General features: G+C 69.4%; 26 protein-coding genes, 3 pseudogenes and 1 riboswitch. Of the genes and pseudogenes, 20 read left to right on the top strand and 9 right to left on the bottom strand.

The genetic code is table 11. The annotated features are described in order from the left end of the window. The first annotated feature begins 459 nt into the window (after positions 1-459). The 3 genes from ACSMXV_RS05305 to ACSMXV_RS05295 all read left to right on the top strand — a co-directional run bounded on the left by ACSMXV_RS05305 (position 460) and on the right by ACSMXV_RS05295 (position 4,469). Entirely contained in the window at positions 460-2,187 is a 1,728-nt protein-coding gene (locus ACSMXV_RS05305) for an ABC transporter ATP-binding protein (protein ID WP_473178834.1), read from the top strand. Between the two features lie 139 nt (positions 2,188-2,326). Further along, the gene (locus ACSMXV_RS05300; protein WP_473176541.1) at positions 2,327-3,571 is read left to right on the top strand and encodes a SpoIIE family protein phosphatase; all 1,245 of its coding nucleotides are present in this window, start codon (positions 2,327-2,329) and stop codon (positions 3,569-3,571) included. 202 nt (positions 3,572-3,773) lie between these two features. After that, positions 3,774-4,469, top strand: coding sequence for a lysostaphin resistance A-like protein (locus tag ACSMXV_RS05295; RefSeq protein ID WP_473176540.1), 696 nt, complete (start codon positions 3,774-3,776; stop codon positions 4,467-4,469). A 20-nt stretch (positions 4,470-4,489) separates the two neighbouring features. Here the strand turns inward: ACSMXV_RS05295 and ACSMXV_RS05290 are convergent, their stop codons facing one another. Beyond that, entirely contained in the window at positions 4,490-4,789 is a 300-nt protein-coding gene (locus ACSMXV_RS05290) for a glycoside hydrolase family 97 N-terminal domain-containing protein (protein ID WP_473176539.1), read from the bottom strand. 320 nt (positions 4,790-5,109) lie between these two features. Here ACSMXV_RS05290 and ACSMXV_RS05285 point away from each other — a divergent pair, with 320 nt between their 5' ends. Further along, on the top strand, positions 5,110-5,478 hold the full coding sequence (locus ACSMXV_RS05285; protein WP_473176538.1) for a VOC family protein: 369 nt from the start codon (positions 5,110-5,112) through the stop codon (positions 5,476-5,478). Between the two features lie 192 nt (positions 5,479-5,670). Here the strand turns inward: ACSMXV_RS05285 and ACSMXV_RS05280 are convergent, their stop codons facing one another. Both ACSMXV_RS05280 and ACSMXV_RS05275 read right to left on the bottom strand, forming a co-directional pair. Further along, positions 5,671-5,826: a DUF6131 family protein gene (locus ACSMXV_RS05280; RefSeq protein WP_473176537.1), complete on the bottom strand. Its 156-nt coding sequence runs from the start codon at positions 5,824-5,826 to the stop codon at positions 5,671-5,673. A gap of 193 nt (positions 5,827-6,019) precedes the next feature. Further along, positions 6,020-6,493, bottom strand: coding sequence for a MarR family winged helix-turn-helix transcriptional regulator (locus ACSMXV_RS05275; RefSeq protein WP_181864098.1), 474 nt, complete (start codon positions 6,491-6,493; stop codon positions 6,020-6,022). A gap of 115 nt (positions 6,494-6,608) precedes the next feature. Between ACSMXV_RS05275 and ACSMXV_RS05270 the strand changes: the two genes are divergently transcribed. Beyond that, a complete protein-coding gene (locus tag ACSMXV_RS05270) occupies positions 6,609-6,989 on the top strand; it encodes an HGxxPAAW family protein (RefSeq protein WP_473176536.1) in 381 nt (126 codons plus the stop codon). A gap of 66 nt (positions 6,990-7,055) precedes the next feature. On the opposite strand, the gene ACSMXV_RS05265 is transcribed toward ACSMXV_RS05270, so the two are convergent. Both ACSMXV_RS05265 and map read right to left on the bottom strand, forming a co-directional pair. Continuing rightward, positions 7,056-7,601 (bottom strand): MOSC domain-containing protein, encoded by a 546-nt coding sequence (locus tag ACSMXV_RS05265; protein ID WP_473176535.1) that lies wholly within the window; start codon positions 7,599-7,601, stop codon positions 7,056-7,058. Between the two features lie 478 nt (positions 7,602-8,079). Next, positions 8,080-8,847, bottom strand: a complete 768-nt coding sequence (gene map, locus ACSMXV_RS05260; RefSeq protein WP_473176534.1) for a type I methionyl aminopeptidase — start codon at positions 8,845-8,847, stop codon at positions 8,080-8,082. Positions 8,848-8,910: 63 nt separating this feature from the next. Here map and ACSMXV_RS05255 point away from each other — a divergent pair, with 63 nt between their 5' ends. The 6 genes and pseudogenes from ACSMXV_RS05255 to ACSMXV_RS05230 all read left to right on the top strand — a co-directional run. After that, positions 8,911-9,186: a helix-turn-helix domain-containing protein gene (locus tag ACSMXV_RS05255; RefSeq protein ID WP_473176533.1), complete on the top strand. Its 276-nt coding sequence runs from the start codon at positions 8,911-8,913 to the stop codon at positions 9,184-9,186. 170 nt (positions 9,187-9,356) lie between these two features. After that, a complete protein-coding gene (locus ACSMXV_RS05250; RefSeq protein WP_473176532.1) occupies positions 9,357-9,980 on the top strand; it encodes an alpha/beta hydrolase in 624 nt (207 codons plus the stop codon). A gap of 99 nt (positions 9,981-10,079) precedes the next feature. Further along, positions 10,080-11,177, top strand: a complete 1,098-nt coding sequence (locus ACSMXV_RS05245) for a DUF1152 domain-containing protein (RefSeq protein ID WP_473176531.1) — start codon at positions 10,080-10,082, stop codon at positions 11,175-11,177. 82 nt (positions 11,178-11,259) lie between these two features. Beyond that, positions 11,260-11,766: a DUF1579 family protein gene (locus ACSMXV_RS05240; protein WP_473176530.1), complete on the top strand. Its 507-nt coding sequence runs from the start codon at positions 11,260-11,262 to the stop codon at positions 11,764-11,766. Between the two features lie 61 nt (positions 11,767-11,827). Next, positions 11,828-12,016, top strand: a pseudogene (locus ACSMXV_RS05235) (hypothetical protein); the annotation flags it as partial. 12 nt (positions 12,017-12,028) lie between these two features. Further along, positions 12,029-12,231, top strand: a pseudogene (locus ACSMXV_RS05230) (2-oxo acid dehydrogenase subunit E2); the annotation flags it as partial. A 73-nt stretch (positions 12,232-12,304) separates the two neighbouring features. Here the strand turns inward: ACSMXV_RS05230 and ACSMXV_RS05225 are convergent. Then, entirely contained in the window at positions 12,305-14,317 is a 2,013-nt protein-coding gene (locus ACSMXV_RS05225) for an FAD/NAD(P)-binding protein (protein WP_473176529.1), read from the bottom strand. Then, the gene (locus ACSMXV_RS05220) at positions 14,314-15,381 is read right to left on the bottom strand and encodes an amino acid ABC transporter permease (protein WP_473176528.1); all 1,068 of its coding nucleotides are present in this window, start codon (positions 15,379-15,381) and stop codon (positions 14,314-14,316) included. Before ACSMXV_RS05220 ends, ACSMXV_RS05225 begins: the two co-directional genes overlap by 4 nt. Positions 15,382-16,121: 740 nt before the next feature. Here ACSMXV_RS05220 and ACSMXV_RS05215 point away from each other — a divergent pair. The 3 genes and pseudogenes from ACSMXV_RS05215 to ACSMXV_RS05205 form a co-directional block, all read left to right on the top strand. Next, positions 16,122-16,323, top strand: a pseudogene (locus tag ACSMXV_RS05215) (GNAT family N-acetyltransferase); the annotation flags it as partial. A gap of 13 nt (positions 16,324-16,336) precedes the next feature. Continuing rightward, complete coding sequence (locus ACSMXV_RS05210; protein WP_473176527.1) at positions 16,337-17,296, top strand: ABC transporter substrate-binding protein; 960 nt, start codon at positions 16,337-16,339, stop codon at positions 17,294-17,296. A gap of 9 nt (positions 17,297-17,305) precedes the next feature. After that, positions 17,306-18,070 carry an amino acid ABC transporter ATP-binding protein gene (locus ACSMXV_RS05205; protein WP_473176526.1) on the top strand — a complete coding sequence of 255 codons (765 nt, stop codon included), beginning with the start codon at positions 17,306-17,308 and terminating at the stop codon, positions 18,068-18,070. A gap of 68 nt (positions 18,071-18,138) precedes the next feature. On the opposite strand, the gene ACSMXV_RS05200 is transcribed toward ACSMXV_RS05205, so the two are convergent. After that, positions 18,139-19,605, bottom strand: a complete 1,467-nt coding sequence (locus ACSMXV_RS05200) for a hypothetical protein (RefSeq protein WP_473176525.1) — start codon at positions 19,603-19,605, stop codon at positions 18,139-18,141. A 239-nt stretch (positions 19,606-19,844) separates the two neighbouring features. Next, complete coding sequence (locus ACSMXV_RS05195) at positions 19,845-19,967, bottom strand: putative leader peptide (RefSeq protein ID WP_309484567.1); 123 nt, start codon at positions 19,965-19,967, stop codon at positions 19,845-19,847. A gap of 278 nt (positions 19,968-20,245) precedes the next feature. Beyond that, a riboswitch (SAM riboswitch) is annotated at positions 20,246-20,357 on the top strand. 357 nt (positions 20,358-20,714) lie between these two features. On the opposite strand from ACSMXV_RS05195, the gene ACSMXV_RS05190 reads away from it, so the two are divergent. The 6 genes from ACSMXV_RS05190 to ACSMXV_RS05165 all read left to right on the top strand — a co-directional run bounded on the left by ACSMXV_RS05190 (position 20,715) and on the right by ACSMXV_RS05165 (position 26,178). Then, positions 20,715-21,806, top strand: coding sequence for an amino acid ABC transporter permease (locus ACSMXV_RS05190; RefSeq protein WP_473176524.1), 1,092 nt, complete (start codon positions 20,715-20,717; stop codon positions 21,804-21,806). Further along, the gene (locus tag ACSMXV_RS05185; protein ID WP_473176523.1) at positions 21,803-22,639 is read left to right on the top strand and encodes an amino acid ABC transporter ATP-binding protein; all 837 of its coding nucleotides are present in this window, start codon (positions 21,803-21,805) and stop codon (positions 22,637-22,639) included. The genes ACSMXV_RS05190 and ACSMXV_RS05185 overlap by 4 nt, the downstream gene beginning before the upstream one ends. Positions 22,640-22,702: 63 nt before the next feature. After that, positions 22,703-23,725: a transporter substrate-binding domain-containing protein gene (locus ACSMXV_RS05180; RefSeq protein WP_473176522.1), complete on the top strand. Its 1,023-nt coding sequence runs from the start codon at positions 22,703-22,705 to the stop codon at positions 23,723-23,725. Positions 23,726-23,750: 25 nt separating this feature from the next. Continuing rightward, positions 23,751-24,512, top strand: a complete 762-nt coding sequence (locus ACSMXV_RS05175; protein ID WP_473176521.1) for a GNAT family N-acetyltransferase — start codon at positions 23,751-23,753, stop codon at positions 24,510-24,512. A gap of 67 nt (positions 24,513-24,579) precedes the next feature. Beyond that, positions 24,580-24,804 carry a putative leader peptide gene (locus ACSMXV_RS05170; protein ID WP_473176520.1) on the top strand — a complete coding sequence of 75 codons (225 nt, stop codon included), beginning with the start codon at positions 24,580-24,582 and terminating at the stop codon, positions 24,802-24,804. A gap of 72 nt (positions 24,805-24,876) precedes the next feature. Then, positions 24,877-26,178, top strand: coding sequence for an LLM class flavin-dependent oxidoreductase (locus ACSMXV_RS05165; protein WP_473176519.1), 1,302 nt, complete (start codon positions 24,877-24,879; stop codon positions 26,176-26,178). Positions 26,179-26,183 lie beyond the last annotated feature (5 nt).

Here is a 26,183-nt window from a genome sequence, read left to right as displayed (position 1 = left end):
GACCTTCAGCTCGAAGATGTGTCCGGTCTCATGAGTACCGACGGAGTGGAGGTCGACTTCGTTCGAGATGGCTTCGATCCCATCTGCCACATGCGTATCCGCGCGCGGCGTTTCGGCCATCCGTGGGTGCCGGTGAGGCCTCGTGCTGTGCGGGTGGATGTATCGCACACGGTGCGTGTGCCGTGAGGACGCACGGATTCTGGTCCGTCTCAAATACGTGTGTTCGATATCGGCGGGCCCGTCGTTGACCGGGGCGTCATCCAACCCGTTCGCGAACGACCTGTCGGAGGAGCCCAGTTGTCGTCCGTAGATGCCATCGATGAGAGCGCCGGATCGCCCCCACCCCCGCCGCCTGCGGAGTTCACCTACAGCGGCCAGTACTCCACCAACCCGCTGGGCGAGGCGTCGTTCAGGCGCCTCTGTTCGAGGTTGCCGTCCGTGCTGCGCCGCATCGCCGGGATGGCGTGGGCCATCGACCGTAGCGCGGTCATGCTGCTCGTGGGATGCCAGTTGGTCACCGGAGTGGCCTCTGCCGTACTGCTGGCGGCCACGGCACGGGCGATGCAGTCGATCCTCGGCGGCGGCGTGGTCTCCGACCGGCTCCACGAGGCGCTGCCCGCGCTGCTGGTGGTGGGCGGTGCGGCCGCTCTGGTGCGGATCGCGGGTGCGCTGTCCTCGTACGCGGACGGGCGGATCACTCCTCCGCTGACGACTCAGGCGGATTCGGCGCTGGTGGAAGCCGTCTGCCGGGTGGAGGCCTCGGCGTACGCGGCGGACGGGTTCGCGGACCGTCAGGAAGCGGCGGAGATGGGCGTGGTGCGTACCCACGTGATGGTCAGCGACGCGCAGCGCTTCATGTCCGCCCTCGTCCGGATGGTCGCGGCCAGCGGCGTGCTGTCGGTCCTTCAACCGCTGATGCTGCCGCTGCTGATCCTGGCGGTGCTGCCCGCCGGCGTCGGGGCTGTGCTGTCGGCCCGCGTGGACTACGAGGTCCACTACGGCAACGTCGGGGACCGCAACATCCGGCACATGATGCGCTGGTGGGCGACCAACGCGAAGTTCGCCGACGAGGTGCGCGCGAACGGCATGACCGGCTATCTGCTGTTCTGGTACCGGTCGCTGTCCGAACGCATCGACCGGCGCACGCTGAGGGCGGCACCGCGGATGCTGGTCATCACCTTGGTCGCCTCGCTGGTGGGTGGGTTCTTCCTCATCGTCGTCTGGGCGGCGCTCGCATGGCTGGCCGCGACCGGCCGGCTCGACGTGGCGATCGCCGCCACCGCGGTCGTCGCCGTGCAGACCACACTGAGTGCACTGGGCCAGGTCGTCATCAACGGGGCCGCCGTCTTCCACACCAGCCTGTACCTGACCGACATGCAGAGGTTCCTCGACGACGCCGGACAGAAGGCGCCCAAGCGCGGTGAGGTGAGGGTGGCCGCGCCGATCGAGGAGATTCGTCTTGACGAGGTGGCGTACCAGTACCCGGGCAAGGACAAGCCGGCTGTCGATGGTGTCTCCCTGAGGCTGCGCCGGGGCGAGATCCTCGCCATCGTCGGGGAGAACGGCTCGGGCAAGTCGACGCTGACCCGCCTGCTCACCGGCATCTACCTGGCGGACAAGGGCAGGGTGACGTGGAACGGCGCCGACCTCGCGGCCGTCGACCCGGCGAGCGTGTGGGCGTGCACCGGGCTGGTGCCGCAGCTGTTCGCGCAGTGGCCGCTGCGGGTTCGCGAGAACGTGACGCTGGGGCAGCCCCGCACCTACGACGACGGACCCGTGTGGGAGGCGGTCGACGCGGTCGGCATGCGGCAGGCCGTCGAGGAGCTGCCGGACGGCCTGGACACGCTGCTGGCGCGGGAGTGGTTCGGCGGCACGGAGTTGTCCGGCGGGCAGTGGCAGCGCCTTGCCTGCTCGCGTGCCCTGTACCGGCGGCCTCCGCTGCTGATCCTGGACGAGCCGACCTCGCAGATGGACCCGCGCGGTGAGCACGACATCTTCGAGGAGATCAAAGCCATCTCGGCGGACCGCATCACGATCGTGGTGACGCATCGCCTGGAGAACACGAAGATCGCCGACCGGATCGTTGTGATGCAGCAGGGCCGCGTTACCGAGCAGGGGCGGTACGACGACCTGGTCCACGCCGGCGGCCTGTTCGCGGAGCTTCTGGCCCTGTCCCAGGACCGTTGAAGCAGCAGAGCCCACCGAGTCGCCGAGGAGGAATGAAGCGACCGGCGCTGTCGTAACGGGCGCGTGAGCTGGGCGGACCCTAGCGTGAGAGGAGGGGCGGGTCCGCAAAGGGGACAAGACGGAAGGGAGGGGGAGGACGGTGGCCGTGTCCGGGATCGACTACGCGGCGCTGTTCGCCGCCACGCCGAGCCCTTATCTGGTGCTGGGCCCGGACCTGGTGATCGTGGAGGTCAACCAGGCCTACCTGGACGCGACCGGGCGGACCAGGGAAGACCTGATCGGGCAGCACATCTTCGATGCCTTCCCCGATAATCCGGCCGACCCGGAGGCCGACGGGGTGCGGAACCTGAACACCTCGCTGCAGCGGGTCCTGGCCTTGAGGCAGGCCGACACGATGGCGCTGCAGAAGTACGACATCCCGGTCATGGGACGGCTGGATGTGTTCGAGGAGCGGTGGTGGTCGCCCATCAACACTCCGGTTCTCGGTCCGGACGGGTCGGTGGCCTGGATCATCCACCGGGTGGAGGACGTCACCGCATTCGTCAAGACCCGCGCCTCCCGCGCCCAACCGCCGACCGGGCCGGTCGTCGAGCGTGAGGTCCTGGAGGCCGAGCTGTACGCGCGGGCCCGGGAGCTGCAGCTGCTGAACGAGGAACTGCGGCAGGCCCACACTCGCGAGCGCCAAGTGGCCGTCGCCCTGCAGGAGGCCATGCTGCAGGTCCCGGACCTGGCTCGGCACCAGGGCGTCGCCGTGCGCTACCTGCCCGCCACCGGATCGCTGAACGTATGCGGCGACTGGTACGACATGGTCGATCTGGCCGACGGCCGCTTCGCCGTGGCCGTCGGCGACGTCGTCGGCCACGGCCTGGAGGCCGCCGCCGTGATGGGGATGCTCCGCAGCGCGCTGAGCGCCGCCATCCGCGCCCTGGAGCGGCCCGCGCAGGCGCTCGAGGTGCTGGGCCTGTACGCCCGCTCGGTCGAGGGCGCGCTGAACACCACCGCTGTCCAGGCGCTGGTGGACCCTGTGAGCTGCCTGATCATCTACAGCAACGCCGGCCACCCGCCCCCGGTCCTGGTGCACGCCGACGGCTCCTGCGAGCTGCTGGACCGGGCCACCGACCCGCCCCTCGCGGTTCGGCCGCAGCATGTCCCCCGCCCCCAGGCCAGTGCGACCTACGGCCCCGGCGACACCCTCGTCCTCTACACCGACGGCCTGATCGAACGCCGCGGCGAAGACCTCGACGCCGGCCTGACCCGGCTGACCGACATCCTCGGCCAGTGCTGCCGGCTGGACTCCGAGCACCTGGCCGACACCCTGCTGACCCGACTGGGCCTGGCGGGCGGCGGCCGCGACGACACCGCCTTGATCATCGTCCGGTTGTGATCGGCGGATGCTCCTCGCGGGGGCGCGGGGGCGCGGGGGCGCGGGGGCGCGGGGGCGCGGAGCGCGGGACGGCGGGCGCGGCACTGCGGGACGTGAGACGTGGGACTGCGGGGCGCCGGTACCCCGCCGTCCTCGCGGCGCCGCAGGGCTGCGGGGTCGCGGGTCTCGCGCTCGGGCGGTGACGGGGGATCCTGGAAGAAGGATGTGGATCCTGTCTGTCGTCGTCGTCCTGGTTGCCGCGAACCTGCTCAACAACTGGCTCGCGCCGGGCGCCTACGTGCTCACGTGTGGGATCGCCGCCGCCGTGCTGCTCCTGATCGCCCGCCGGGACGGCCTCACCCCGGCCGACGTGGGGCTCGACGCGGTGGCTCTGCGCCGGGGACTGCGGTGGGCGGCGGTCCTGGTCGGTGCCGTCCTCGTCGTCTTCCTCCTCGTCCTGGCCGTACCGGCGGGCAGGGAGGCCTTCCGTGACGCCCGGGCCGCAGGCCTGTCCGTACAGCAGTTGCTGTGGAGGGTGCTGGTACGTGTGCCGCTGGGCACCGTGCTGCTGGAGGAAGCCGCCTTCCGTGGCGTCCTGTGGGCCATGATCAGGCGTCGGCGGGGAACCAGGTGGGCCACCGCGGTGTCGTCACTGCTCTTCGGGCTCTGGCATCTGCTGCCCTCACGGGGGCTCAACCGCTCCAACACCGCCGTCCAGTCGGCTCTGGGAAGCGGGTCGGCCAGTGTGGCGCCGACCGTTGCGGCAGCCATCGCCGCCACGGTCGCCGCCGGGGTGGTCCTCTGCGAGGTGCGGCGCCGCACGGGCAGTCTCCTGGCACCCGCGGCGCTGCACTGGGCCGTCAACGGATTCGGCTACGCATTTGCCTGGACGGTTTCACGGTGGTGTCGCCAGGGCTGACCCTCGGGGTGGCCAGCGCGTCAAGCCGTCCGGGAAACTGCCGTGAGGCGTTGCTGGGCTTCACCGCCTGGCGGGCGAACCGGTAGGTGACACCTGGTGAGAGTCCCGACGAGCGGTTCACGACCGTAGTCGACCTTCACCCTCCTCGGACGGCCCCGGTCGGTCAGCGTGAGACGCGACGTGAAGTCCGCGTCCTCCAGAGTGAGCCCGAGCGGGCTGGGCGGGACGACCTCAACGCCGTCCACGGAAACGGAGTACGTCGGGGTGCCGGAGGCCAGACGCAGTGTCACTCGAACACGCCCGCACGGGGAGACGACCACGACCGGGCCGGCACCAGTGGTCGTGGTGGCGGCCTGCGCGGACCCCGCCGCCAACGGAACCGTCAGGGCCGCGGCAGTCGTGGCTGCGCCGGCGATGACGGTTCTCCGGGAGATGTGGCCGGAACTCTCGTAACTCGTGTGAGATGCGGATCCTTTGTGTCGGATGGGGGTGACCGGCAGACGTTCTCCGTGGGCGGCGAAGTGGCGATGTTCCGCATCTGAAGGGTTGTTGAGCAGTCCGCTACCAAACGACTGGCAGGGTTTTGCAAACGGCCGGTGGCGAGACCATGTGGGTCTCTGCTATCCGCCAGAATCGGCGCATGCTGCGAATCGGATCCGTTGTGCTGGGCGTCTCGGATGTGCCTCGAGCAGCCGCATTCTGGATGGAGGCCCTGGGATACGTCCCGCGCGAGGAAATGGAAGACGACTGGGTGGTGCTCGTGCCGGCGGAAGGGGTCGGGGTCCAGCTGTCGCTCGGCTTGAGCGAGACGCCGGTCCAGGAGCATCCCCGGATCCACCTGGACCTGTACGCCGGGGACGCTGCCGACCAGGCCGCTGAGGTCGAGCGGCTGGTGTCCCTGGGTGCTCAGCGCGTCGACTGGGACCTCTATCCGGACGACGCCGACTTCGTCGTGCTCGCCGATCCCGAGGGCAACCGTTTCTGTGTCATCGACACCAGCCATGGCTGACGGGCGACCGGCGGGCATGACACGTCAGCTGTGCCCGCCACGACAGTGAACCCCGGCCTCGCAGGAGGCCGGGGTTCTGACTCGCCGGAGGTTTGCGTGCCCGTCCCGCACAGGAGCTGACCTGGCTCGACGCTGTAGCGCCATGTGCAGCTGATCACCGGCAGTCGCGCTGATCGGAACGGAGATCACCAGTCACCAGTAGTGGGGGCGGCCGCCTACTGCGTGGCCCATTGTGCCCAGCAGCCACAGGACGACGCCGACGGCTGCCAGGATGATTCCGATGGTCCACAGAATGCTGATCCCGGTAATGAGCCCGATCACGAGCAGGATGACGCCGAGCACGATCATGGCGGCCTCCAAATGATGCTTTACTGAACTGCGCCTACCCCAATAAACGCTGCGTAATCGGTTGATACGACCCATCGTCGGGAAGTCGAATGGAGTCGGTCGGTCCGGATCCCTCCACGGCCCTTGGCCAGGGTGACGGTGACCGCGGGTGCCGGTCGATGTTCCATGCCCCTCGTCCTCAGCCGCCGGAAGATCATGTCTCGCACGACTCGTCCAGGTAAGCGCGCGCCAGCGCACCGGCACGCGTGAACCAGTCGGCGAGTACGGCGATCTCATCCGGTGTGTAGTCCGCGAAGAGCTCCGCGAGGCGCGCGTAGTACGGCTCGTAGACGGTCCGCACCCGCTCGGCGGCGGCCGGGACGGCGGCGACGCGCACCCGGCGCCGGTCGGCGGGGTCAGGCTCTCGGGTCACGAAGCCGCCGCGCTCCAGCCGGTTGAGGATGCCGGTCACCGCCCCCGTCGTGACGTGTGCGCGGGCGGCCAGGTCGCCGGCGGTCACCGGCGAGTCCCCGGCCTCCAGGACGTACGCGAAACAGATGAGGTCCGTGACGCTCAGCCCCAGGTTCCGGGCGAATTCCTGCTGGCCGACCATGCTCGTCGCGATGAGGTCGTCCATCGCGCTGATCGCGTCCGAGGGCGATGCGGCCGGGCGGGGTTTGCCCTCCATTGAATTTCCTTAGTGCGTAAGATAAATTCCTCACTTGCTAAGGCATCGTAGTCCGGCGCCGGTGGAGGCCGCGGCATGCCGCGGCACCGGCCCGGCGGCGCGAGGAGGCAGGCACGTGAGCGGACAACACGACGAGGGCCACACCGTCGCCGGATGGGTCGGTTGCGCTGTTGCCACGGCCGGGGCCGCGGTCACCGGCGTGGGCATCTGCGGCTGGGGCCCGGGGATCTGGTTGGGGCTCGGTGTCATGGCGTTAGCGGTGCTGGTCACATGGGGCCTGCACCTCGCGGGCTGGGGCAAACCGCCTGGCCCACGGTCTGCCGACCAGTGGGGCCTCCGGGTCCGGGACCGTGCCGCGCCAGAGGGGCACGTGGGCTGCCTCGGGTGCCGGCTGGCCGGACGGCGCGGCGTTCCGGTACGCACTGGCGCCGAGCCCGAGCCCGAGCCCGCCGTCATCGCCTCTCGTACGGGTTCTCCGGCTGATCTGTCGTCCTGAGGGATCCCGCGTCGAGGGCCGGGCTGCCTGGTCGGGGCCCGGCTCGCCCGTGAGGCGCCACGTTGCCTAGACGCGCTCCAGCGGCCGGTGCGGGCCGGTGGGAAGTTCGACCTTGATCGGATCGCCAGGACGCACCACCCCGCCCTGCCGGACCACGCTCATGACTCCGGACTTGAAGGTGAAGTCACCGGTGTCCGGGTCCAGTTCGAAGACCTCCTTCAGGAGGCCCTTCTGGAACGCATCGATCTGCGAGCATGGATTACGCAGGCCTGTGACCTCCACGATCGCCTCCGCACCGATGTGCAGCAACGCGCCGGTGGGCAGGCCGAGCAGGTCGATCCCACGCGTGGAGATGTTCTCACCGAGCTCACCCGCGGCGACACTGAAACCCTTCTCGGCGAGCTCGTCGAAGAGCTCTTCGTGCATGAGATGCACTTGGCGCAGATTGGGCTGCTGCGGCTCATGCTTCATGCGGAAGCGGTGCTTGACGGTCTCGCCGGCGTGGACGTCGCCCTCGACGCCGAGCCCGGTGAGCAGAGTGATGCTTGCCCGGTTCGGCTTGCTGAAGGAGTACGTCCCATTGCAGCTGACAGCCGTGACCCGCGCGCTCATGGTGTTCGTCTCCTCGCCTCTGCGTCTGCGCCCTGGGCGAGCGTAACCGGCCATCGACGACTGGTGCTGTGGGGCCGCTGCGCCAAGCCGACCTCGTGGAGTACAGGGTGTCGCCTGCAGCACGCCACGGTCGGGCGGCGAACGGACGAGATCACGCCGTCGATATCCGCCCCCATGAGGGGCGAGCCTTGGGCATCCGCTCGCCTGCCCGGGTGGGCGCCGTCGCCGCAGCGAGATGGCCGAGGCCGCCTCCGCGGCCCAGGCTGGCCCCGGCGCGTGACCGCCGGGCGTCTGTGCCGAACGTTACTTCGCCTCTCGGGGGAGCGCTGGCAGTCCAGGGCCTGGATCCCCGCGAGTACGCGAAAACTGAACGCTGGTCAGTAAAATCTGAGGGTCCGATGCCGCTGGTTCCGAGTGTGGACTGGTGGGTTCGTGGCGAACGCGCGGGTGATATCGGGGGTGCGAAGGCCGCGAATGGTCAAGGCAGCGTCAGAATGCGGGGGCCTTCTTCGGTGATGGCGACAGTGTGCTCGATGTGGGCTGCTCGGCTGCCGTCAATGGTGTGCAGGGTCCAGCCGTCGCTGCCGGTGCGGTAGTCGTCGCGTCCGCCCGCCATGAGCATGGGCTCGATGGCGAGGGTCAGGCCGGGGCGTAGGGGGAAGCCGCGGCGCGGGCGTCCTCGGTTGGGGACGTGGGGGTCTTCGTGCATGCGGCGGCCGATGCCGTGGCCGCCGAAGTCGGCGGGCATGCCGCAGCGCGCCGATTGCGCGACGGTGCCGATGGCGTGGGAGATGTCGCCGATCCGGTTCCCGGGGTTGGCTGCGGCGATGCCGGCGTCGAGAGCGCGCTGGGTGGCGGCGATGAGATCCACGTCGGCGGGCCGTGGGGTGCCGACGGTGAAGCTGATGGCGGCGTCGCCGGTCCAGCCGTCGAGCTCCGCGCCGCAGTCGACGCTGACCAGGTCGCCGTCGCGCAGGCGGTAGCCGGTGGGGATGCCGTGGACGACGGCGTCGTTGACCGATGTGCAGATCACCGCTGGGAAGGGGACAGGGGCGAAGGGCGGCCGGTAGCCGAGGAAGGGCGAGCGGGCCCCGGCCTCCATCAGGACGGTGCGGGCCGCTTCGTCCAGTTCCAGCAGGGACACCCCGATGCCCGCGGCCTCCCTGACGGCGGCGAGGGCGTGGGCCACGACACGCCCGGCCTCCCGCATCGCGTCCAGCGCCGCGTCGGTCTTGATCTCCACCATGTCCAGCGATCCCCTTCTCAGTCGCGGGCATCCAATTCTTATACCGGTATTAGTATCACGGGCATGGTGAGAACTCCTTTGACTCCATGGGAACGGCGGCGCGGAGAGCGGTTCGGCGCGCTGCTGCGTCAGGCACGCGGCGATCGCAGCATGGTGGAGATCGCCGCGGCGGCGGGAGTGTCGGCGGAGACGCTGCGCAAGATCGAGACCGGTCGGGCGCCGACCCCCGCGTTTTTCACCGTGGCGGCCTTGGCCGCAGCGCTGGAGGTGTCCCTGGACGCATTGGCTGCTGCCTGCGTGCAGGACAGCGACTGCGATGATCAGGCACTTTCGGCGTGAACCTCGACGGCGGGTTCAGTTGTGTCCGAGAGGGGCCGGGGACGGCCTCGATGGTCACTGCGCTGCGGCGTCCCTCCTCCCAGGCAAGACCTGCATGATCAGCCACGCCCACAATCTCTTCGAGCTTCCCGGCCTTGCGGCCGCGTCGTCCCCTCTGAATGCGAGAGACCATGACCGAAACCACGATCGAACGCGGCTTCCTGGTGCTCCACGGCTGGCAGAACCACCGCCCCGCCGGACACTGGCAGCACTGGCTGGCGGACCGGCTCACAGGTCTCGGGCACGCTGTCGACTATCCCCAGCTGCCCGATCCGGACGACCCCGATCTGGAACAGTGGCTGACTGAACTCCGCACCCGCCTTGGTGAGTTGCGCGGACAGCAACGCACGGTCATCTGCCACAGCCTGGCCTGCCTGCTGTGGCTGCACGCCGTGGCCCGCAACGCCGTGCCGGTCCCCGTCGACCGGGTCCTCCTCGTCGCCCCGCCATCTGCGGGCGTGCTGGAACAGTACGCGGAGGTCGCGGAGTTCACCCCGCCGCCGGTGACGGCCGGGCAACTCTCCTCCGCCGCCAAGTACACCCGACTCGTCGCCAGCGACAACGATCCCTACTTCCCGGAAAGTGCCGCTTCCGTGTACGGCGAACGTCTCGGCCTCCCTGCCGACGTCCTGCCCGGCGCGGCCCACCTCGACCTGGAAGCCGGTTACGGATCCTGGCCCTCACTCCTCGACTGGTGCCTTGCCCCGTCGAACGACACCCCGATCCAGCACCGCACAGACGCCACTCCGGCGTGAGCCGCAGGGCGTCTGCCCGATCTCGCCGGGCTCAGATTCGGCACGTCACAGCGAACACTGAGCGTGAGCGGTCAATCGTCGATCCCGTAGGCTGAGCGCATGACGCGGTTGATCGTCGCGGCTGGGGGAGGGGGCGACGCAGTCGCCGCCGCAATGCTTCACGACGCCCTCTACGGCGACGAGGACCAGGCGGTGATCCTCACGTACGCGTGGGATCGCCTCCTGGTCGACCCAGTGCCCGGCCCCAGAGGGCCGGACAACTTCACCGGCCTCGAACAGCTCACCCCAGCAGTCTGGGCAGTGCCGCCCGAGGCCCGCACGATCGCTCCGGCACGTTCCACCCTCCCCCGACTCGCGGCAGAGCTCCCGCACACGTTCGCGCTGATCGACCCGCATCACGGGGCTGAGGGCATCACGCGCCAACTCGAAGAGCTCGTGAGCCGCTTGTCACCGACGTCGATCGATCTCCTCGACGTGGGTGGCGACATCGTTGCGCGTGGCGACGAACCGACGCTGAAGAGCCCGCTTGCAGACGCCCTCACGCTCTCCGCGTGCTGCCAGGTGAACGCGCCCATCCGACTCCTGGTCGCAGGCCCTGGTCTCGACGGTGAACTCTCGCCGGACGACCTGCGCGGCATCCTCGGCCGTGTTGTCCACCCTTTCCTTGCGAAGGACGTGGAGCCGATCAACTCGGTCCTGGAGTGGCACCCGTCCGAGGCAGCCGGGATGCTGGCGGCAACGGCCCGAGGAGTACGCGGCACCTGCGAGGTACGAGGCGCCGGGCCCGCCGTTCCCCTCACCGACGAAGGCCCGACAGTCCATGAAGTCGACCTGGACGAGGCGCTGAGCCGCAACCAGCTGGCCCGCGCCATCATGGCGACCACCACTCTGAACGAGGTGGAGGCGCACAGCCGCGAAGTCTGCGGCCACTCGGAGATCGACGACGAACGCGACCAGGCCGCACGGCTCGAGGAGCAGCCACCGGTCAGGCTCGACCCTGAGCCCGTGCTGCTCCGGCTCGACCAGTTCGAGGCCGAGGCCCGGAACCGCGGAGTCACCCACTCGACGTTCGCCCGTATCACCGAGGCGTTGAACCTCAGCGGTTCCCTGCGCGAGGACCTGCGCCGCCTTCTGATCAGCAGGCGTCCGGAGCAGTACACGCCGCCGCTGTGGCGCATCGCAGCCGGACCTGAGTAACCCAGCCGAGTGCAGTTCACCCCTTCGGTGTATCTACACGAAGGACGAAGTGCGACGGGGGACGACCGTAAGGGGAGCAAGCATGACGGAGGAGACGACACCACGAGTAGTGGCAGTCAACCGAGGCGCAGAGTACGCCGACAGTCAGGGATCCAGACGGGGACCCCAGCACGATGCGCTCGACGCCTGGGTGGGAAGGTGGATCAACGAAGGCCACATGATCAACGATGACGGAAGCCCTGGGGCGGCGATCACAACCTCTGACGTGTACGAGTGGGCTCCTGGTGGGTTCTTCGTCGTCCATTCGGCATACGGGCGCATCGGAGAGTTCGATGTCGGCGGCGTGGAGATCATCGGGTACGACGAGACGAGTGGCGACTACAGGTCACACTTCTTCGACAGCCAGGGCAACGTGACCGTCAGCAGCCTGGTCGCGCGTGGCGACACGTGGACCTACCAAGGCGACACCACTCGTTCCACCGTGGAGTTCAGTGACAACCACCGCGTCCAGACCGTCCTGCACGAGCGCACCGATGATGGATTGACCTACAGACCATCCATGAAGGTCACTCTCATCAAAGTCCAATAAGGGCGTCTGACCATCTGGGCGTGCCTGGTAGCCGATTCTGCAGTGGCTCCCGGCCAGCGGGGCGGCTGGGATCGGACGGCTCGGCCTGCACACGGACGACCGCGACCTGCCGCTGCGCGTCGACTGGCGCGCGGACGCGGCGCGGCCCTTCTACGCGGCGACGTCCGTCCACCCGATGGGACTGCGGCGGCGCCGTCATCTGCGTGTCGAGGACCGTACGGTCCGCGCGGTGAGCGACGACCTGCTGGACGTCTCCGACCGCCTGCCGCCGCAGTCACTGACCGGCGGGACCTTCACCCTCAACAATTACGGGGTGTGGTGGACGGCCAACTCGCCGTCCGCAAGGTCATGCAGCTCTCCCTCAGCTTCGACCACCAGGTCTGCGACGGCGGTGTGGCGGGCGGATTCCTGCGCTTCGTGGCCGACTGCGTGGAACGCCCGGAGATCCTGCTGGCCGACGTGTGATCCGTAGGTTGAGACGTGTGATCCGTTCATTGAGACCTGTGATCCGTACGTTGATCCGTCCGTGGGATCCGCCTCAGCGTCCGCTCCCCACGCTTCCGGAGGGCGGACGCGAGGCCGGCGCCTCTCCGCCGACTGCCGCGTCCAGCGTCCTGAGCAACGCGCGGGCCACGGCGTCGTTCTGGCGGAAGGCGGGGGCGTTGGTGCGGGGGCGGGCGAAGGCCGCGACACCGCGGACGTTCGTCGGGGCACCGAGTGCGATCCGCCGGGGGTGCGGGCCGCCGAGCGTGGGGTCGACGACGTGGCTCGCGCCGTCCGTCGTCACCGTCAGCAGACCGGAACGGTGAGTGTGCGTGGGGTCGCTGATGACCTCCTCGCTCAGGGCACCCGCGCCGTGCAGGCCCCGCAGCAGCGGGTCCTCGGTACGGCCCAGGGACGCGCCCGGAAGGTACGCCTCGATCAGCGCGGTCGCCGTGACGGCGTGCCCGGGGACCGTGGGGCTGGACGCGGTGAACGTGCCGCTGTCTTCGTCGGTGCCGACCCGCAGCTCGGCGCCGAGGAAGCGCACGATCCCCGCCCGGGACAGGGCGAGCAGCTCGCGCAGCCGGAAGCCGGGCGGGCCGGAGGCAAGGAAGCTGAAGAAGCCGTGCCACCAGCCGTCGAGCCCGTCGGCGACGGAACGGGCGGTCAGCCGTCCCGAGGCGACGAGGCGGGGCAGTTGGCCGTAGACGGAGAGCAGGGCGAGGAAGGCGCCGAGGTCGGCACTGTGGGCGGGGTCCTCGCGTCGGGCGACGTCCTGGGCGATGTAGTCGCGCAGATGCTCCTGGAAAGCGTCCGGCGCGGGGAAGGCCAGGCCGTCCAGCGGGCGGTCCAGTGCCTCGAAGCCCAGCCGGTCAGCCGGATCGGGCACGGCCCCCGCGACCAGGGCCGTCATCTCGTCGGAGTACCAGCCGAGGCGGTCGTAGGCGGCGAGGAAGTCCCGCCACGGCAGGGCGGTGCGCTCCGGGTCGGCGTGGAACAACTCGTGGTAGTGGGCGAAGCCGATCTCCTTGGCCATCAGTGGCCACACGTCGTGCCGCAGGTCGAGCGGCCGGCCCTCGGCGAGCAGGGCGTCCACCGCCGCGGGCCCGAAGTGGCGCGGGAGCGGCGGCCGCGGGCCCTGGAGCTGGTAGCGGGTCTTGGAGTGGTACGGGACGCCACGGCGCGACCCGACGTACAGGACGGGCTCACGCCCCGACGGCATGTACGTGAGGCTGCCGTCCGCCTCGGAGCGGTACGTGCCGCCCCGCCCCTCGGTCAGCAGCACCATCAGGTCGACGAAGGCCAGCCCGAAGCCGCGCAGGATGACATGCTCGCCCGGCCGGAGGCCCGACAGGTCGACGTCGGAAGAGAACGCAGGCGGAAGGTGAAAGCGCCCGTGGCGGCGGGCGAACCGGGACAGTTCGCGGTGCCCTGCCCCGGGCACGGTGTCCAGATGCCCCTGGGTGAGAAGCACAAGGTCGGCCGTGAGCGGCGTGGCCCGGTCGGCCAGGTGCACCTGCTGCGGCCCGTCCGGCGGGCCGGTGACGGCGGTCGCCGTGGTGGGGTGCCACTCGACCGTGACGTGCGAGGGCAGTTCGGTCAGCGTTCTGCGGAACACCCAGTCCAGGTAGGCGCTTTGGGCACGTCGGGTGGCGAAGTCGGACCCTTCGAGCTCGCGCAGCTCGGTGAGCACGTCCGGGTCGGCCGGCTCCGCGTATGGCGCGAAACGCACCTCGCCACCGGAGAACTGGGCGGCCCACTCGGCCAGCGTGGGGCCTGGCCGTACCGGACCTTCGATCACCGAGGACTCGTCCGTGAACATGGTGACGTCCTCGGCCATGGAGTTCATCCGCAGCAGTGGCGACTGTTCATGCCGCCACACTCTGCCGGGCCCCGGCGGGTGAGGATCGATCAGATGGATGTGCAGCGGTCGGCCGTCCCACAGTTCGGACGCGTTGGCCGCGATGCGTTCCAGTACGCCCGTGGCGCGCGGACCCGCTCCGACGACGGCCAGGACAGCAGCGGGTGCGGTGGTCGTCGGTGCGTTGATCACCGGTGCGTCGGTCACCGGTCACCGCCGGTTGCGGGCCGGGCGTCGGCGGCAGTCGCCGCACGCAGCCGGGCGCGTACGGCGGCGGACTGCCCGCGCAGCCGTTGCAGCGGGGTGGGCGGCAGTTCCCGGGCGTTGCCGCGCGCGTAGTACCGCTCGACGTAGAACTGACCCGCGCTCAGCACGGTCGTGACGGCGATGTACCAGAGCGTGGCCACCATCAGCAGCGGGATGACCTGGTACGTCTGGTTGTAGACCAACTGCACCGAGTACAGCAGGTCGTGCACCGCGAGCACGCTGACGATGCTGGTGCCCTTGAGCGTGCCGATCAGCATGTTCCCGGCCGTCGGCACGATGGACCGCATCGCCTGCGGGATCACGATTCGGCGCAGTGTGCGCGTTCTGCTCAGACCGAGGGCCTGCGCGGCCTCGGTCTGGCCGGATTCCACGGAGAGGATGCCGCCGCGCACCACCTCCGCGGCGTACGCGGCCTCGTGCAGCGTCAGCCCGATCACGGCTGTGAGGGCGGGGCCCAACAGATTGACCGTCTTGACGGTGACGAACTCCGGGCCGAAGGGGATGCCCAGGCCGAGCGTCGGGTAGAGGGCGCCGATGTTGAACCAGAACAGCAGCTGCACGAGCAGCGGAGTGGAGCGGAAGATCCACACATAGCCCCAACTGAGCGTACGCAGCACGGGGTTGCCGGACAGCCGCATCACCGCCAGCGGCGTGCCGAGCAGAAAGCCGAGCACCATCACCGCAGCGGTCAGCCAGAGCGTCAGCAGCAGCCCGTCGAGCACGGCACTCGTGGTGAAGTACCGGCCCACCACACCCCACTGGAAGGCGGGGTTGCGGACGACGGAATTCAGCACCATCGCGAAGACCAGCAGCGCCGCGGCGGCCGCCAGCCAGCGGCCGACGCGGCGGCGCGGCACTATGCGCGGCAGGTCGTCGCGACCGGAACCGATGGCCGGCAGGTCTTCGGCGGCAACGTCTTTGGCGGCCGGTTCTTTGTCGGCCGGTTCTTTGTCGGGCGGGACGAATCCGGCCTGAGGAGTGGTGACTTCGGAAGGCGAGACCATCGGGAGGCTCTCCGGAAGAGGGAGTTGCGGGGCGTGGGTGACCGTTCGGGCGGCACACGTACGCAGGCATCGCGCGGGTGCGGAGCCGACATCGGAGCAGTCGGACACTGCGCGGATACGGTGCGGGCGACACTGCCCGCGCACGGTGTGCGGCCGGGTCCTGGCGTCATCACGTTCGCCGCGTCCCTCAACGCGGCCGGAGAGGCTCCGCACGAGGGGAGCCGGTCCGCCATCGATCGTATGTGCCACCGGCCCGGATGTGTCAACAGGGCCCGGGAACCGGCCAACACCCGTCCGGCATCCGGGCACTGGTTGACGGAATAACGAATGTACTGCTCAATTGACCGCATGAATGCCGGTCAGCGTCTGGTCACGCGCGATCACATCGACTTCGGTCGGGTGTGGTCCGCAGCGTGTTGCGCCTGACCCGGCAGCGGGCTGTCTGACCGGCCCTTCCCTCCCTCGGTTGAACCCGTCGCGGGCCGAGTTCCACCCTCGCACCATCGCCGTACACGTGCGCTGACAGGCGTACCGGCGGTTCTGCGAGCCCGGACGCACGCTGCCGCCGCCCCCCTCCCGCCCGAGGCCTCATGCCACTGGCGTCATCACTCATCACCCTTTCTTGATGCCGCACCCGCGCGTTCAGCTGAAGAACCGTCACATACGAACGTGACAGGGGCTGCTCCGCCGTGCCCGCGTGCGGCTCACCATCCCTTGAGGACTTGAGGACTTGAGGACTTGAGGACGAGCGGGAGGCCCGCGCCCGGGGGCCACCGGCGGATCCACCTCACCACAGGACCACGCCGGCGCGAGGTCCGCGGCCTGTATCTGGTCACCGGCTACACACCCCTCTTCGACACGGACGCCGACCCGGAGACCATCGGCCCCCTGCCCTTCGAGAAGCACCTCTCCGCCCACTTCGCCACCGACATACGCACCTGAAAGGCCTCGGCCCGTGAACCTCCCAGGCATCAGAACCCGTCTGCGTCTCGCCGCCGCCTCCGTCGCGCTGCTGCCCCTCCTGGCACTCACCGCGTGCGGCTCCGGCACGGCCGACGACAGCGCTCCCGTGGGCGCCAAGGCCTCACCCGCGCCGAGCGACAACCCGGTCGCCTCCATACAGAAGGTGGACTCCGTCGCCGCCCTGCTGCCCGCCGACGTACGCAAGGCGGGCACCCTGCGCGTCGGCAGCTCCATCGGGTTCCCGCCCGGGGCGTACTACCCGAACGGGACCGGCAAGCCGCCCGCCGGCCAGGACATCGACCTCGCGGACGCTGTGGCGAAGGTCCTCGGCGTCAAGCTGGAACGCCAGGACGCCTCGTTCGAGACGATCCTGCCTGCCCTCGGCAGCGGCAAGTACGACTTCGGGACCGGCAACTTCGGCGTCACCACCGAACGCCTGAAAACCATCGACTTCGTCACCTACATCAACGACGGCCAGGGCTTCGCCGTGAAGAAGGGCAACACGAAGCTCGGGACCAAGGTCACCGAACTGACGCAGCTGTGCGGGCTGACCATCGGCACCGGCGCCGGCACCACGTTCGAGGCGACCCTCGAGGCGCAGAAGGGCGTGTGCGCCAAGGCCGGCAAGAAGCCGTACGACGTGAAGGTCTTCTCGGAGAACGGGGCGACGCTCACCGCGCTCCAGCAGGGCCGCATCGACGTGATCATGTCCACCATCAACGGCCTGCGCTACCAGGCCGCCCAGCCCGCCGCCGGCACCACCTTCCTCGGTGAGTTCCACCGGCTCGACGTCGGCTTCGCCTTCAAGAAGGGTTCCGAACTCACCCCCGCCTTCCAGGCCGCCGTCAACAAGCTGATCGAAGACGGCACGTACGCCCGCATTCTCAAGAAGTGGGGCACCGGCGCCTCCGCGATAGAGGAGTCGCGGATCAACCCACCCGAGCAGAAGTAGAGGCGGCCGATGAGCGACGTCATGGTGGACGTGCACGGCGTCCACAAGAGCTTCGGGCCGCTCGAGGTGCTGCGCGGCGTCGACCTGCAGGTCCGGGCGGGCGAGGTCACCGTGATCCTCGGCCCGTCCGGCTCCGGCAAGTCCACGCTGCTGCGCACCATCAACCACCTGGAGAAGCTGAACCGCGGCTGGATCAGCATCGACGGGGAGCTGATCGGCTACCGCCGGTCCGGCGGCAAACTGCACGAACTGAAGGAGAAGGAGGTTCTGAAGCAGCGCACCCACATCGGGTTCGTCTTCCAGAACTTCAACCTCTTCCCGCACCTCACCGTGCTCGAGAACCTTGTCGAGGCGCCGGTGTCAGCGCTGCGACGTCCGCGCAAGGACGCCGTGGCGGCGGCCGGGCGGCTGCTGGAGCGGGTCGGTCTCGCCGACAAGGCCGACGCCTACCCGCGCCAACTGTCCGGCGGCCAGCAGCAGCGCGTCGCCATCGCCCGCGCGCTCGCCCTCGAACCCAAGGTGCTGCTGTTCGACGAGCCCACCTCCGCGCTCGACCCGGAACTGGTCGGCGAAGTCCTCGACGTCATCAAGGACTTGGCCCGCACCGGAACCACCATGATCGTGGTGACCCATGAGATCGGCTTCGCCCGCGAGGTCGCCGACACCGTGGTGTTCATGGACGGGGGAGTGGTGGTGGAGCAGGGGCCGCCCTCGGACGTCCTGGACGCTCCCCGTCATGAGCGCACCCGCGCCTTCCTCTCCAAGGTCCTGTGACATGGCGGCCCTCTGACCGCAGCTCAGAGGGCCCGGCGGCGCGCAGCCGCCGGGCCCTCAGGAGCCCGTCACTTGGTGGTGATCCGCAGAACGCCGGTCACCGTCCCCTGGTAGTAGACGCCGCCCGGTGCCGCCGTACCCGCCATCTGGAGCGAGTCGTACAGGGAGCCGACGCCGACCTGGAAGCTGCGGACGACCTTCCCGGTGTCCGGGTCGATCTCGGCGTAGCGGTACGGGTCGAGGAGGCTCGTGCCGTACGTGCCCGCGATGAGGGGATCCCGCAGGACGGTGTGCAGCTTGCCGTCCGCCAGGGACAGCTTGGGCACCGCCGCCGACCGCAGTGTGTTGTCCCACACCAGATCGCAGCCGGTGCCGTCGGCCCGCACGTCCACCCGGGTCAGACCGCCCTTGAAGTCCGCCGATGCGGGAACACTGTCCCCGGCGTCGGCCGGCACGGCCGGATACGGGTAGCCGTACGTACTGGCCACGAAGACGCTGCGGCCCGCGCCGATGGGGGAGTTCTCGCTGCCCGCGCCACCGGACACGAGCACCGGTGTCGAGCAGATCCGGCGGCCGGTCGCCGTCTCGTACACCTGGAGCTTCACCTGGCTGTCCGCGTTGTCCACGATGGCCACGTAGTCGGTGCCGTCACCCGGCCCGAAGAAGGTGGGCGTGGAGCCGCTGCCCCAGCTGAGCTGGCCCGGCTTGCGGGCCGAACCGCGGTCGTACTCCTGGCGCCAGGAGATGCGCGGGGTGCCGTCCGCGGTCGCGGTCAGTAGGTAGGTGGCCTGGGTGGTGGTGACGAGGGTGCCCTGGGGCGCGGTGGAGATGCTGTTCGCCACCTTCTCGCCGTCGGGCAGTCGCAGGGTGCGTACGGTGCCGGTGCGGTCGTCGGCGGTGCCCACCAGCCCGTTGCCGGTTGCGAACCACACCCGTCCCCGCCAGTCCGGGGACAGTCCGGTCACCGCGTCGTCCTCGGGTATCACTGAGGTCAGCGACAGACTCCTGTCGATCGTCAGCTTCCAGTCGCCGTCCGCGTCCTGGTGATGGCCGACCCGCAGCAGTGACCTGCTGCCGTCGATCACGACCAGCCGGTCCTCCTGATCGATGTACGCGTACACGCCGCCCAGCAACGAGCCCTTGGTCAGGGCGAGTTCGGCGATGGAGCTGCCGTCGTCCGGGTCGAGCAGATGGACCGTGGGGACCTGCCCGAAGATGGGCGTGCACAGCACCACCGGATAGCCGTCGGACCCGACGAGAACGGTCGGGCAGGCCGACGCCAGCGCCACCCGCTTCGAGGTGAGGGTGCCGGATCCCGGCCCGGCCAGCGGTGTGGTGTCGGAGGAGCCGGTGTCTCCGTGCATGGTGGCTGTGCCGTCCGGGCCGGCGTAGGGGTTGTGCGGGGGCACCGGCGTGAACACCGAGCCGGTGGCACTCGCGGGGGCCGCCGACGCGGCGACGGAGACCACCGCCGCGGTGAGGGCGGTCGCCAGCACTGTGCGCAGCCGGGAACGGGAGTGAAGGGCGGAGGACAACTGGTCTCCTGGAAGGGGAAGTCGGGATATGGCGGCATGGCGGCATGGCGGCATGGCGGCTCCGGGCAACGTCCCGTCCGACTGCCGTAAGGCACACTTGTCGGCAGAAGAGGAGAACTGTGGAAATTGCCCGGCGAATTACGTGCCGTGATGCGGTGCGGTGGCAAAAAGATCGCTCAGCCCACGACTGAGAATTACCTGGACAGTCGCGGGCAGTCACGCGGCGGGAAAAGGTCTGGTCAGGCGCGGGACTTGGACGTGCGCGCGGCGTCGACGCAGGCCATCCGGGGTCGACACAGGCTGGCGGACAGGCGAACCAAGTCGACATGGCGCCGCGCCGTCAGAAAGACTCCCGGATACATGCCGGGAAGAAAACCAAGAGATACGTGTCCCTGTCAAGCAGCTGGCGTGAGCGCCGCTCCATGACGAATCCGACGGCTGGCACGAGAAAGATATCTCATCCCGAATGGCGCCATTTCCTTGGAAGTTGGCCATTCGCGCTGTGTACCGCTGAGTCGGCCGCATCGGGCGGCCACCATGCCGGATGTGTCCCGGACGCGGCGACGACGCCGGGCCGTACGAAGCCGGTTGGCGCGCATTGACATTCCCGCCGCTGGCTGCCTACCTTACGGCGCAGAACGGTCATGAGTGTCAGCGACAAGCCCTGGCTCGCTGGCCGGCAACCCTCGCACCGCGGTGGGGTGCCCCAGGTGACGACCGGACCGGATCTTGGTTTTCGGTAAGCGCGAGGCCCCGCGGGGGCGGAACGGTAACGGTGACGGCGATGTACGCAGCTCCGGGGATGGCCGCATGGCGGCGCCACGGTCGCGTCACGACGTGTGCGAACCGTCCCGTCGATCTGCTCCGGGTCAACAGTGCACTGTGTTGCGTCTCTTGCCGCGCCCTCTGTCAGGGCTGACGGCTTTTCTCCATCCCGTCGAGGCTGACGGCTTTCTGAATCCCTGAGGTTCGCCGCCGTCGTCGGCGTTCTCTCTCCCGCCTCACCCCGTTCCGCCCGCTCCAGTGCGCTTCGTCCCTCAGAGCTGTTCCCGCTCTGCTGCGACCTCGTCGCCTGCGCGGCCGGGTGCCCGATTCTGCTGGAGTCCTCCATGAGTGAACCGCCCGGCTCTGCTGTGTCCTCCGGCTCAGCACCCCCTGCCCAGGCGATTCCCCGCCCCGAACCTTCCCCGGCCTCCCAGGCCGTGCCGGTTTCCGTACGCTCCCGAAAGCCGATCGAAGGACCCGACGAAGGCTCCAAGCGATCCGACAGCGACTCCGCACCGCGGCCGCTCTCGGCGCAACGAGTGCTTCCGCTCCGCCGCCCCGGACGGTGGATCGCCACCGCGGTCGTCCTCGTCCTGGTCGCCCAGATCGCCCACGGGCTGGTGACGAACCCCTTCTACCAGTGGGACCGCTTCGCGTACTGGTTCGTACGCCCGGTGATCCTCGACGGTCTGGTCATCACCCTCGAAGTGGCGGCCTACAGCGCCGTGTTGGGTCTCCTAGGCGGCATCCTGCTCGCCCTCGGCAGGCTCTCCAGGAGCCCGGTGCTGCGGGCGGTCAGCTGGGTCTACATCTGGCTGTTCCGCTCGGTGCCGCTGATCGTCGTTCTGCTGTTCCTGTACAACTTCAGTGCGCTGTACAAGACGTTGAGCATCGGCGTGCCGTTCGGGCCCGCCTTCTTCACCTTCGACGAGTCGCGGCTCGCCACCGACATCGTCGTGGCGGTCGTCGGACTGAGCCTCAACGAAGCCGCCTACGCGGCCGAGGTGGTGCGGGGCGGCATCCTGTCGGTCGACCAGGGTCAGCACGAGGCGGCATCGGCGCTCGGTCTGCCCAAGCGCTACCAGTTCGCCCGGATCGTCTTCCCGCAGGCCCTGCGGGCCATCACGCCGAACTACGTCAACCAGCTGATCGGCCTGATCAAGAGCACCTCGCTGGTCTTCTACGTCTCGCTCCTCGACCTGTTCGGCTCGGTGCAGAGCATGGGCAGCACCTATCCGGGCGACATCGTGCCGCTGCTGCTGGTCGCCACCATCTGGTACCTGATCCTCACCAGCATCGTCTCCGTCATCCAGTTCTACGTCGAGCGGTACTACTCGCGTGGTGCGGTGCGCACCCTCCCGCCGACTCCGTTGCAGAAGGTGCGGGCCGGCGTGCGCGATCTGCGGGCCCGCGTCCAGAGGGAGGCGGCGATATGACCACCACGGAGAGCACCACCGTCTCCCAGGCGCTGCCCGCCGCGGTCGAGGTCCACGACGTGCACAAGTGGTATGGCACCCACCGGGTTCTGGACGGCGTGGACCTGACCGTACGGCCCGGTGAGGTCACGGTGATCCTCGGACCGTCCGGCTCCGGCAAGTCCACCCTGCTTCGGGTGATCAACCACCTGGAGAAGCCCGAGATCGGCTACGTCAGCCTGAACGGCGAGCTGATCGGCGTACGCCGGCACGGTGAGCGCAGCGAGATGGGGATCCCCCCGGCCGAAGGCTGGGGGAGGCTCAAGGAGCTGAGCGAACGCGCGATCCTCGCCCAGCGCAGCCGGATCGGCTTCGTCTTCCAGAACTTCAACCTCTTCCCGCATCTGACCGTGCTGGACAACGTGGCCGCTGCTCCGGTGGCGACCGGTCTGCTGCGGAAGCCCGAGGCCCAGGAGCTGGCGCGCTCGCTGCTCACCCGGGTGGGTCTCGGCGACAAGACCGCCGCCTACCCGCGGCAGTTGTCGGGAGGCCAGCAGCAGCGGGTCGCCATCGCCCGCGCGCTCGCGCTGCGGCCAGGCGTCATCCTCTTCGACGAACCCACCTCCGCGCTGGACCCGGAACTGGTCGGCGAGGTGCTGGCCGTCATCAAGGACCTGGCCACCAGCGGCACCACCCTCGTCATCGTCACCCACGAGATCGGCTTCGCCCGCGAGGTCGCCGACCGGATCGTCTTCCTCGACGGCGGCCGGATCGTCGAGCAGGGGCCGCCGTCCGAGGTGCTGGACAACCCGCAACACGAGCGGACCAGGGAGTTCCTGAGCAAGGTGCTCTGACTTCCCCTTCGAAACTCCCCCCAAAGAAACCGCCACCTCCGCACACCGAGAACAAGGACGGCCATGCGTACCCTCCGCCTCCGTAACAGACTCATCCGCACTCTCACGGCAGGTACTGCCGTCGCCACCCTCGCCACCGGACTCGCCGCCTGCGGAGGCGACAGCGACGCCGCCACCGCCAAGGCCGACGCCCAGGGCACGGTCACCGTGGGCCGGCTGTCCAACGGAGCCGCCAAGGAGACCGAGCTCAAGGTCTCTGAGGTGAAGTCGATCAGCGCCGGGCTGCCCGAGTCCGTCCGCAAGAGCGGCAAGCTGGTGATCGGTGTCGGCGCCCTGCCCGACGGCTTCCCGCCCCTCGCGTACGTCGGCTCCGACCAGAAGACCCTCACCGGCGCGGAACCCGACTTCGGCCGCCTGGTCGCCGCGGTCCTCGGCCTGCAGCCGGAGCTGAAGAACTCGACGTGGGAGAACATGTTCGTCGGCATCGACAGCAGCAAGGTCGACGTCGCCTTCTCCAACATCACCGACACCGAGGAGCGCAAGAAGAAGTACGACTTCGCCTCCTACCGCAAGGACAACGTCGGCTTCGAGGTGCTGAAGGAGAGCACGTGGAACTTCGACGGCGACTACCAGAACCTCGCCGGGAAGACCGTCGCCGTCGACAACGGCACCAACCAGGAGAAGATCCTCCTCGAGTGGCAGTCCAAGCTGAAGGAGGAGGGCAAGCAGCTCACCGTCAAGCACTTCGCGAGCAAGAACAGCACCTACCTGGCGCTGACCGGCGGGAAGATCGACGCCTACTTCGCCGCCAACCCCGGTGTCGCGTACCACGTCACGCAGACCGCCAAGTCCCCGGACCCGACGCGCAGCGCGGGCACCTACTCCGGCGCCGGCGCCACGCTCCAGGGCCTGATCGCGGCGACCACGAAGAAGGACAGCGGAATAGCGAAGCCCGTCGCGGACGCTGTCAATTACCTGATCAAGAACGGTCAGTACGCGAAGTGGCTGGCAGCCTGGAACCTGTCCAACGAGGCCGTCAGCACCGCGGAGGTCAACCCGCCCGGGCTGCCCGAGAACAACTCCTGATCACGGACGGAGATCCCGAACCGACATGTCGACCAGTGTCCACGAGCCCCAGCCGCAGAGCCCAGCGGCTCCGCACATCCTGGACAATCCGGCCTGGGCCGCGCTGACCGGCCCGCACGCCCGGTTCGCCGAGCGCGTCGGCCGCGCCGCCCGCTACCCCGCGGACGTCTCACCGTTCACGGCCCTCGCCGATCCGGCGGACCCGCGTGCCTGGGACGACCTGGCCGCGCTGGTGGGTCCGGGAGGCGAGACGGCGGTCCCAGGAGTGACGGCGCCGCCCGACGGGTGGGAGCTCGTGGACGGGATCAAGGGTGTGCAGCTGGTCGACACGTCGCTGCGTGCCGAGTCCGCACCGGAAGCGGTGCGGCTCGGCCCGGCCGACGTACCGGAGATCCTGGAGCTGATCGCCCGGACCCAGCCGGGGCCCTTCCTGCCCCGCACCGTCGAACTCGGCACCTACCTCGGCATACGGCACGACGGCCGGCTGATCGCCATGGCCGGCGAGCGGCTGCGCCCGCCGGGCTGGACGGAGATCAGCGCGGTCTGCACCGATCCGGCGCACCGCGGCCGGGGCCTGGCCACCCGACTGGTCCGCGCGGTCGCGGCGGGCATCAGGGAACGCGGAGACACCCCGTTCCTGCACGCCTCGGCCGCGAACACGGGGGCGATCCGGCTCTACGAGTCGATCGGCTTCACGCTGCGCCGTTACACCGACTTCCTGCTGGTCCGTGCCCCGGGCGGCCGCCCGGCCGGCCCGGAAGGCAGCCGTGCTCCGTCGCACCCGTAACGCGTACGCCCCTGGATCGAGCAGGCGGAATAGGCGGCGTAGCCGAAGCGTTGTACGTCACGGCACCATGGTGCCGGTCGCCGGGTTTCCGCTCGCCGGACCCCGGTTGCGCATGGGCGATGTCGGCGCGGCGGCGGCCTCGGGCCCACGAGTCGGAAGGGCGGAGGTGACAGTCATGGCACCCCTGTCCCGGACGCGTGTCATGGTTCTCGCCCCGCGCCGCCGTGTCCGCCTGTACTCGCGGCCCCACATCGACCTTCAGCGCGTGGCCGGCGCGCTCTGTTGCTCCTGACCTGTTGTCTCGAAGCCGAACCTCCGATGTCGTTCGGCTCCCTCATACGGTCGATCAGGAAGGCACCTGCCCGTGTCCTCAGCTTCTTCGCTGCCCGCTTCACCCCCTCCTTCACCCCTTTCTTCCGCTCCGTTGCACCTCGCCGTCGCGCTCGACGGCGCGGGCTGGCATCCGGCCGCATGGCGCGAACAGGAGGCCCGCCCGCGGGACCTGTTCACCGCCGGATACTGGGCCGACCTCGTCAAGGAGGCCGAGCACGGCCTGCTCGACTTCGTGACCTTCGAGGACGGCCTCGGGCTCCAGTCCTCACACTTCGCGGAGCCGGACGGTCGTACCGACCAGGTGCGCGGGCGGCTCGACGCGGTACTCATCGCCGCGCGCGTGGCCCCGCTGACCCGGCACATAGGCCTCATACCGACCGTGGTGGCCACCCACACAGAGCCGTTCCATATCTCCAAGGCCATAGCCACCCTCGACTATGTCAGCACCGGGCGCGCGGGCCTGCGCATCCAGGTGTCGGCGCGGCAGAACGAGGCGGCTCACTTCGGCCGCCGTGAGTTCCCGCAGTTCGGCATCGGAGATCTGGACGACCCGGGCGTACGGGAGTTGGTCACCGAACTCTTCGACGAGGCCGCCGACTACGTCGAGGTGGTCCGCCGCCTGTGGGACAGCTGGGAGGACGACGCCGAGATCCGGGACGTCGCCAGCGGCCGCTTCATCGACCGCGACAAGCTGCACTACATCGACTTCCAGGGCCGGCACTTCAGTGTCAAGGGCCCCTCGATCACACCCCGGCCACCGCAGGGACAGCCGGTCGTCAGCGCCCTGGCACACCAGACAGTGCCCTACCAACTGGTCGCCCGCTCCGCCGACATCGGATACGTCACCCCGCACGACACCGACCACGCCCGCGCCATCGTCGAAGAGATCCGCACCGAACAGGCCGCGGCGGGGCGTGCGGAGGCGCCCCTGCACATCTTCGGCGATCTGGTGGTGTTCCTGGATGACACCCCCGAGGCGGCGGCGGCCCGCCGAGACCGCCTGGACGGCCTCGCGGGTCATGCGTACACCAGCGACGCGAAGGTGTTCACGGGCACGCCCGCGCAACTGGCCGGCCTGCTCCTTCAGTGGCAGCAGGCCGGACTGACCGGATTCCGGCTGCGCCCCGCCGTGATCGGCCACGACCTCGAGGCGATCACCCGCGGTCTGGTGCCCGAACTGCAGCGCCGCGGCGCCTTCCGGCGTACCTACGAGGCCGACACCCTGCGCGGGCTGCTCGGACTCTCCCGCCCCGCCAACCGCTACTCCCCCAAGCTCTCGGCTTCGCTCGAGCAGGGGGCACCCCCAGCTGCCACCGCCACCGCCACAGCCTGAGCCGG

This window comes from Streptomyces sp. DSM 42067, assembly GCF_055792885.1.
This window is presented reverse-complemented; position numbering and strand designations above follow the sequence as displayed.

Bases quoted from the DNA above. Each gene is read 5' to 3' on its own strand.
- ACSMXV_RS05240 (WP_473176530.1), top strand. From the start codon at position 11,260: ATGACGGAGGAGACGACACCACGAGTAGTGGCAGTCAACCGAGGCGCA.
- ACSMXV_RS05265 (WP_473176535.1), bottom strand. From the start codon at position 7,601: ATGAGCGCGCGGGTCACGGCTGTCAGCTGCAATGGGACGTACTCCTTC.
- ACSMXV_RS05175 (WP_473176521.1), top strand. From the start codon at position 23,751: ATGTCGACCAGTGTCCACGAGCCCCAGCCGCAGAGCCCAGCGGCTCCG.
- ACSMXV_RS05190 (WP_473176524.1), top strand. From the start codon at position 20,715: ATGAGTGAACCGCCCGGCTCTGCTGTGTCCTCCGGCTCAGCACCCCCT.
- ACSMXV_RS05280 (WP_473176537.1), bottom strand. From the start codon at position 5,826: ATGATCGTGCTCGGCGTCATCCTGCTCGTGATCGGGCTCATTACCGGG.
- ACSMXV_RS05255 (WP_473176533.1), top strand. From the start codon at position 8,911: ATGGTGAGAACTCCTTTGACTCCATGGGAACGGCGGCGCGGAGAGCGG.
- ACSMXV_RS05180 (WP_473176522.1), top strand. From the start codon at position 22,703: ATGCGTACCCTCCGCCTCCGTAACAGACTCATCCGCACTCTCACGGCA.
- ACSMXV_RS05250 (WP_473176532.1), top strand. From the start codon at position 9,357: ATGACCGAAACCACGATCGAACGCGGCTTCCTGGTGCTCCACGGCTGG.
- ACSMXV_RS05220 (WP_473176528.1), bottom strand. From the start codon at position 15,381: ATGGTCTCGCCTTCCGAAGTCACCACTCCTCAGGCCGGATTCGTCCCG.
- ACSMXV_RS05295 (WP_473176540.1), top strand. From the start codon at position 3,774: ATGTGGATCCTGTCTGTCGTCGTCGTCCTGGTTGCCGCGAACCTGCTC.
- ACSMXV_RS05170 (WP_473176520.1), top strand. From the start codon at position 24,580: ATGGTGCCGGTCGCCGGGTTTCCGCTCGCCGGACCCCGGTTGCGCATG.
- ACSMXV_RS05245 (WP_473176531.1), top strand. From the start codon at position 10,080: ATGACGCGGTTGATCGTCGCGGCTGGGGGAGGGGGCGACGCAGTCGCC.
- ACSMXV_RS05305 (WP_473178834.1), top strand. From the start codon at position 460: ATGGCGTGGGCCATCGACCGTAGCGCGGTCATGCTGCTCGTGGGATGC.
- ACSMXV_RS05205 (WP_473176526.1), top strand. From the start codon at position 17,306: ATGAGCGACGTCATGGTGGACGTGCACGGCGTCCACAAGAGCTTCGGG.
- ACSMXV_RS05195 (WP_309484567.1), bottom strand. From the start codon at position 19,967: ATGTATCCGGGAGTCTTTCTGACGGCGCGGCGCCATGTCGACTTGGTT.
- ACSMXV_RS05185 (WP_473176523.1), top strand. From the start codon at position 21,803: ATGACCACCACGGAGAGCACCACCGTCTCCCAGGCGCTGCCCGCCGCG.
- map (WP_473176534.1), bottom strand. From the start codon at position 8,847: ATGGTGGAGATCAAGACCGACGCGGCGCTGGACGCGATGCGGGAGGCC.
- ACSMXV_RS05275 (WP_181864098.1), bottom strand. From the start codon at position 6,493: ATGGAGGGCAAACCCCGCCCGGCCGCATCGCCCTCGGACGCGATCAGC.
- ACSMXV_RS05285 (WP_473176538.1), top strand. From the start codon at position 5,110: ATGCTGCGAATCGGATCCGTTGTGCTGGGCGTCTCGGATGTGCCTCGA.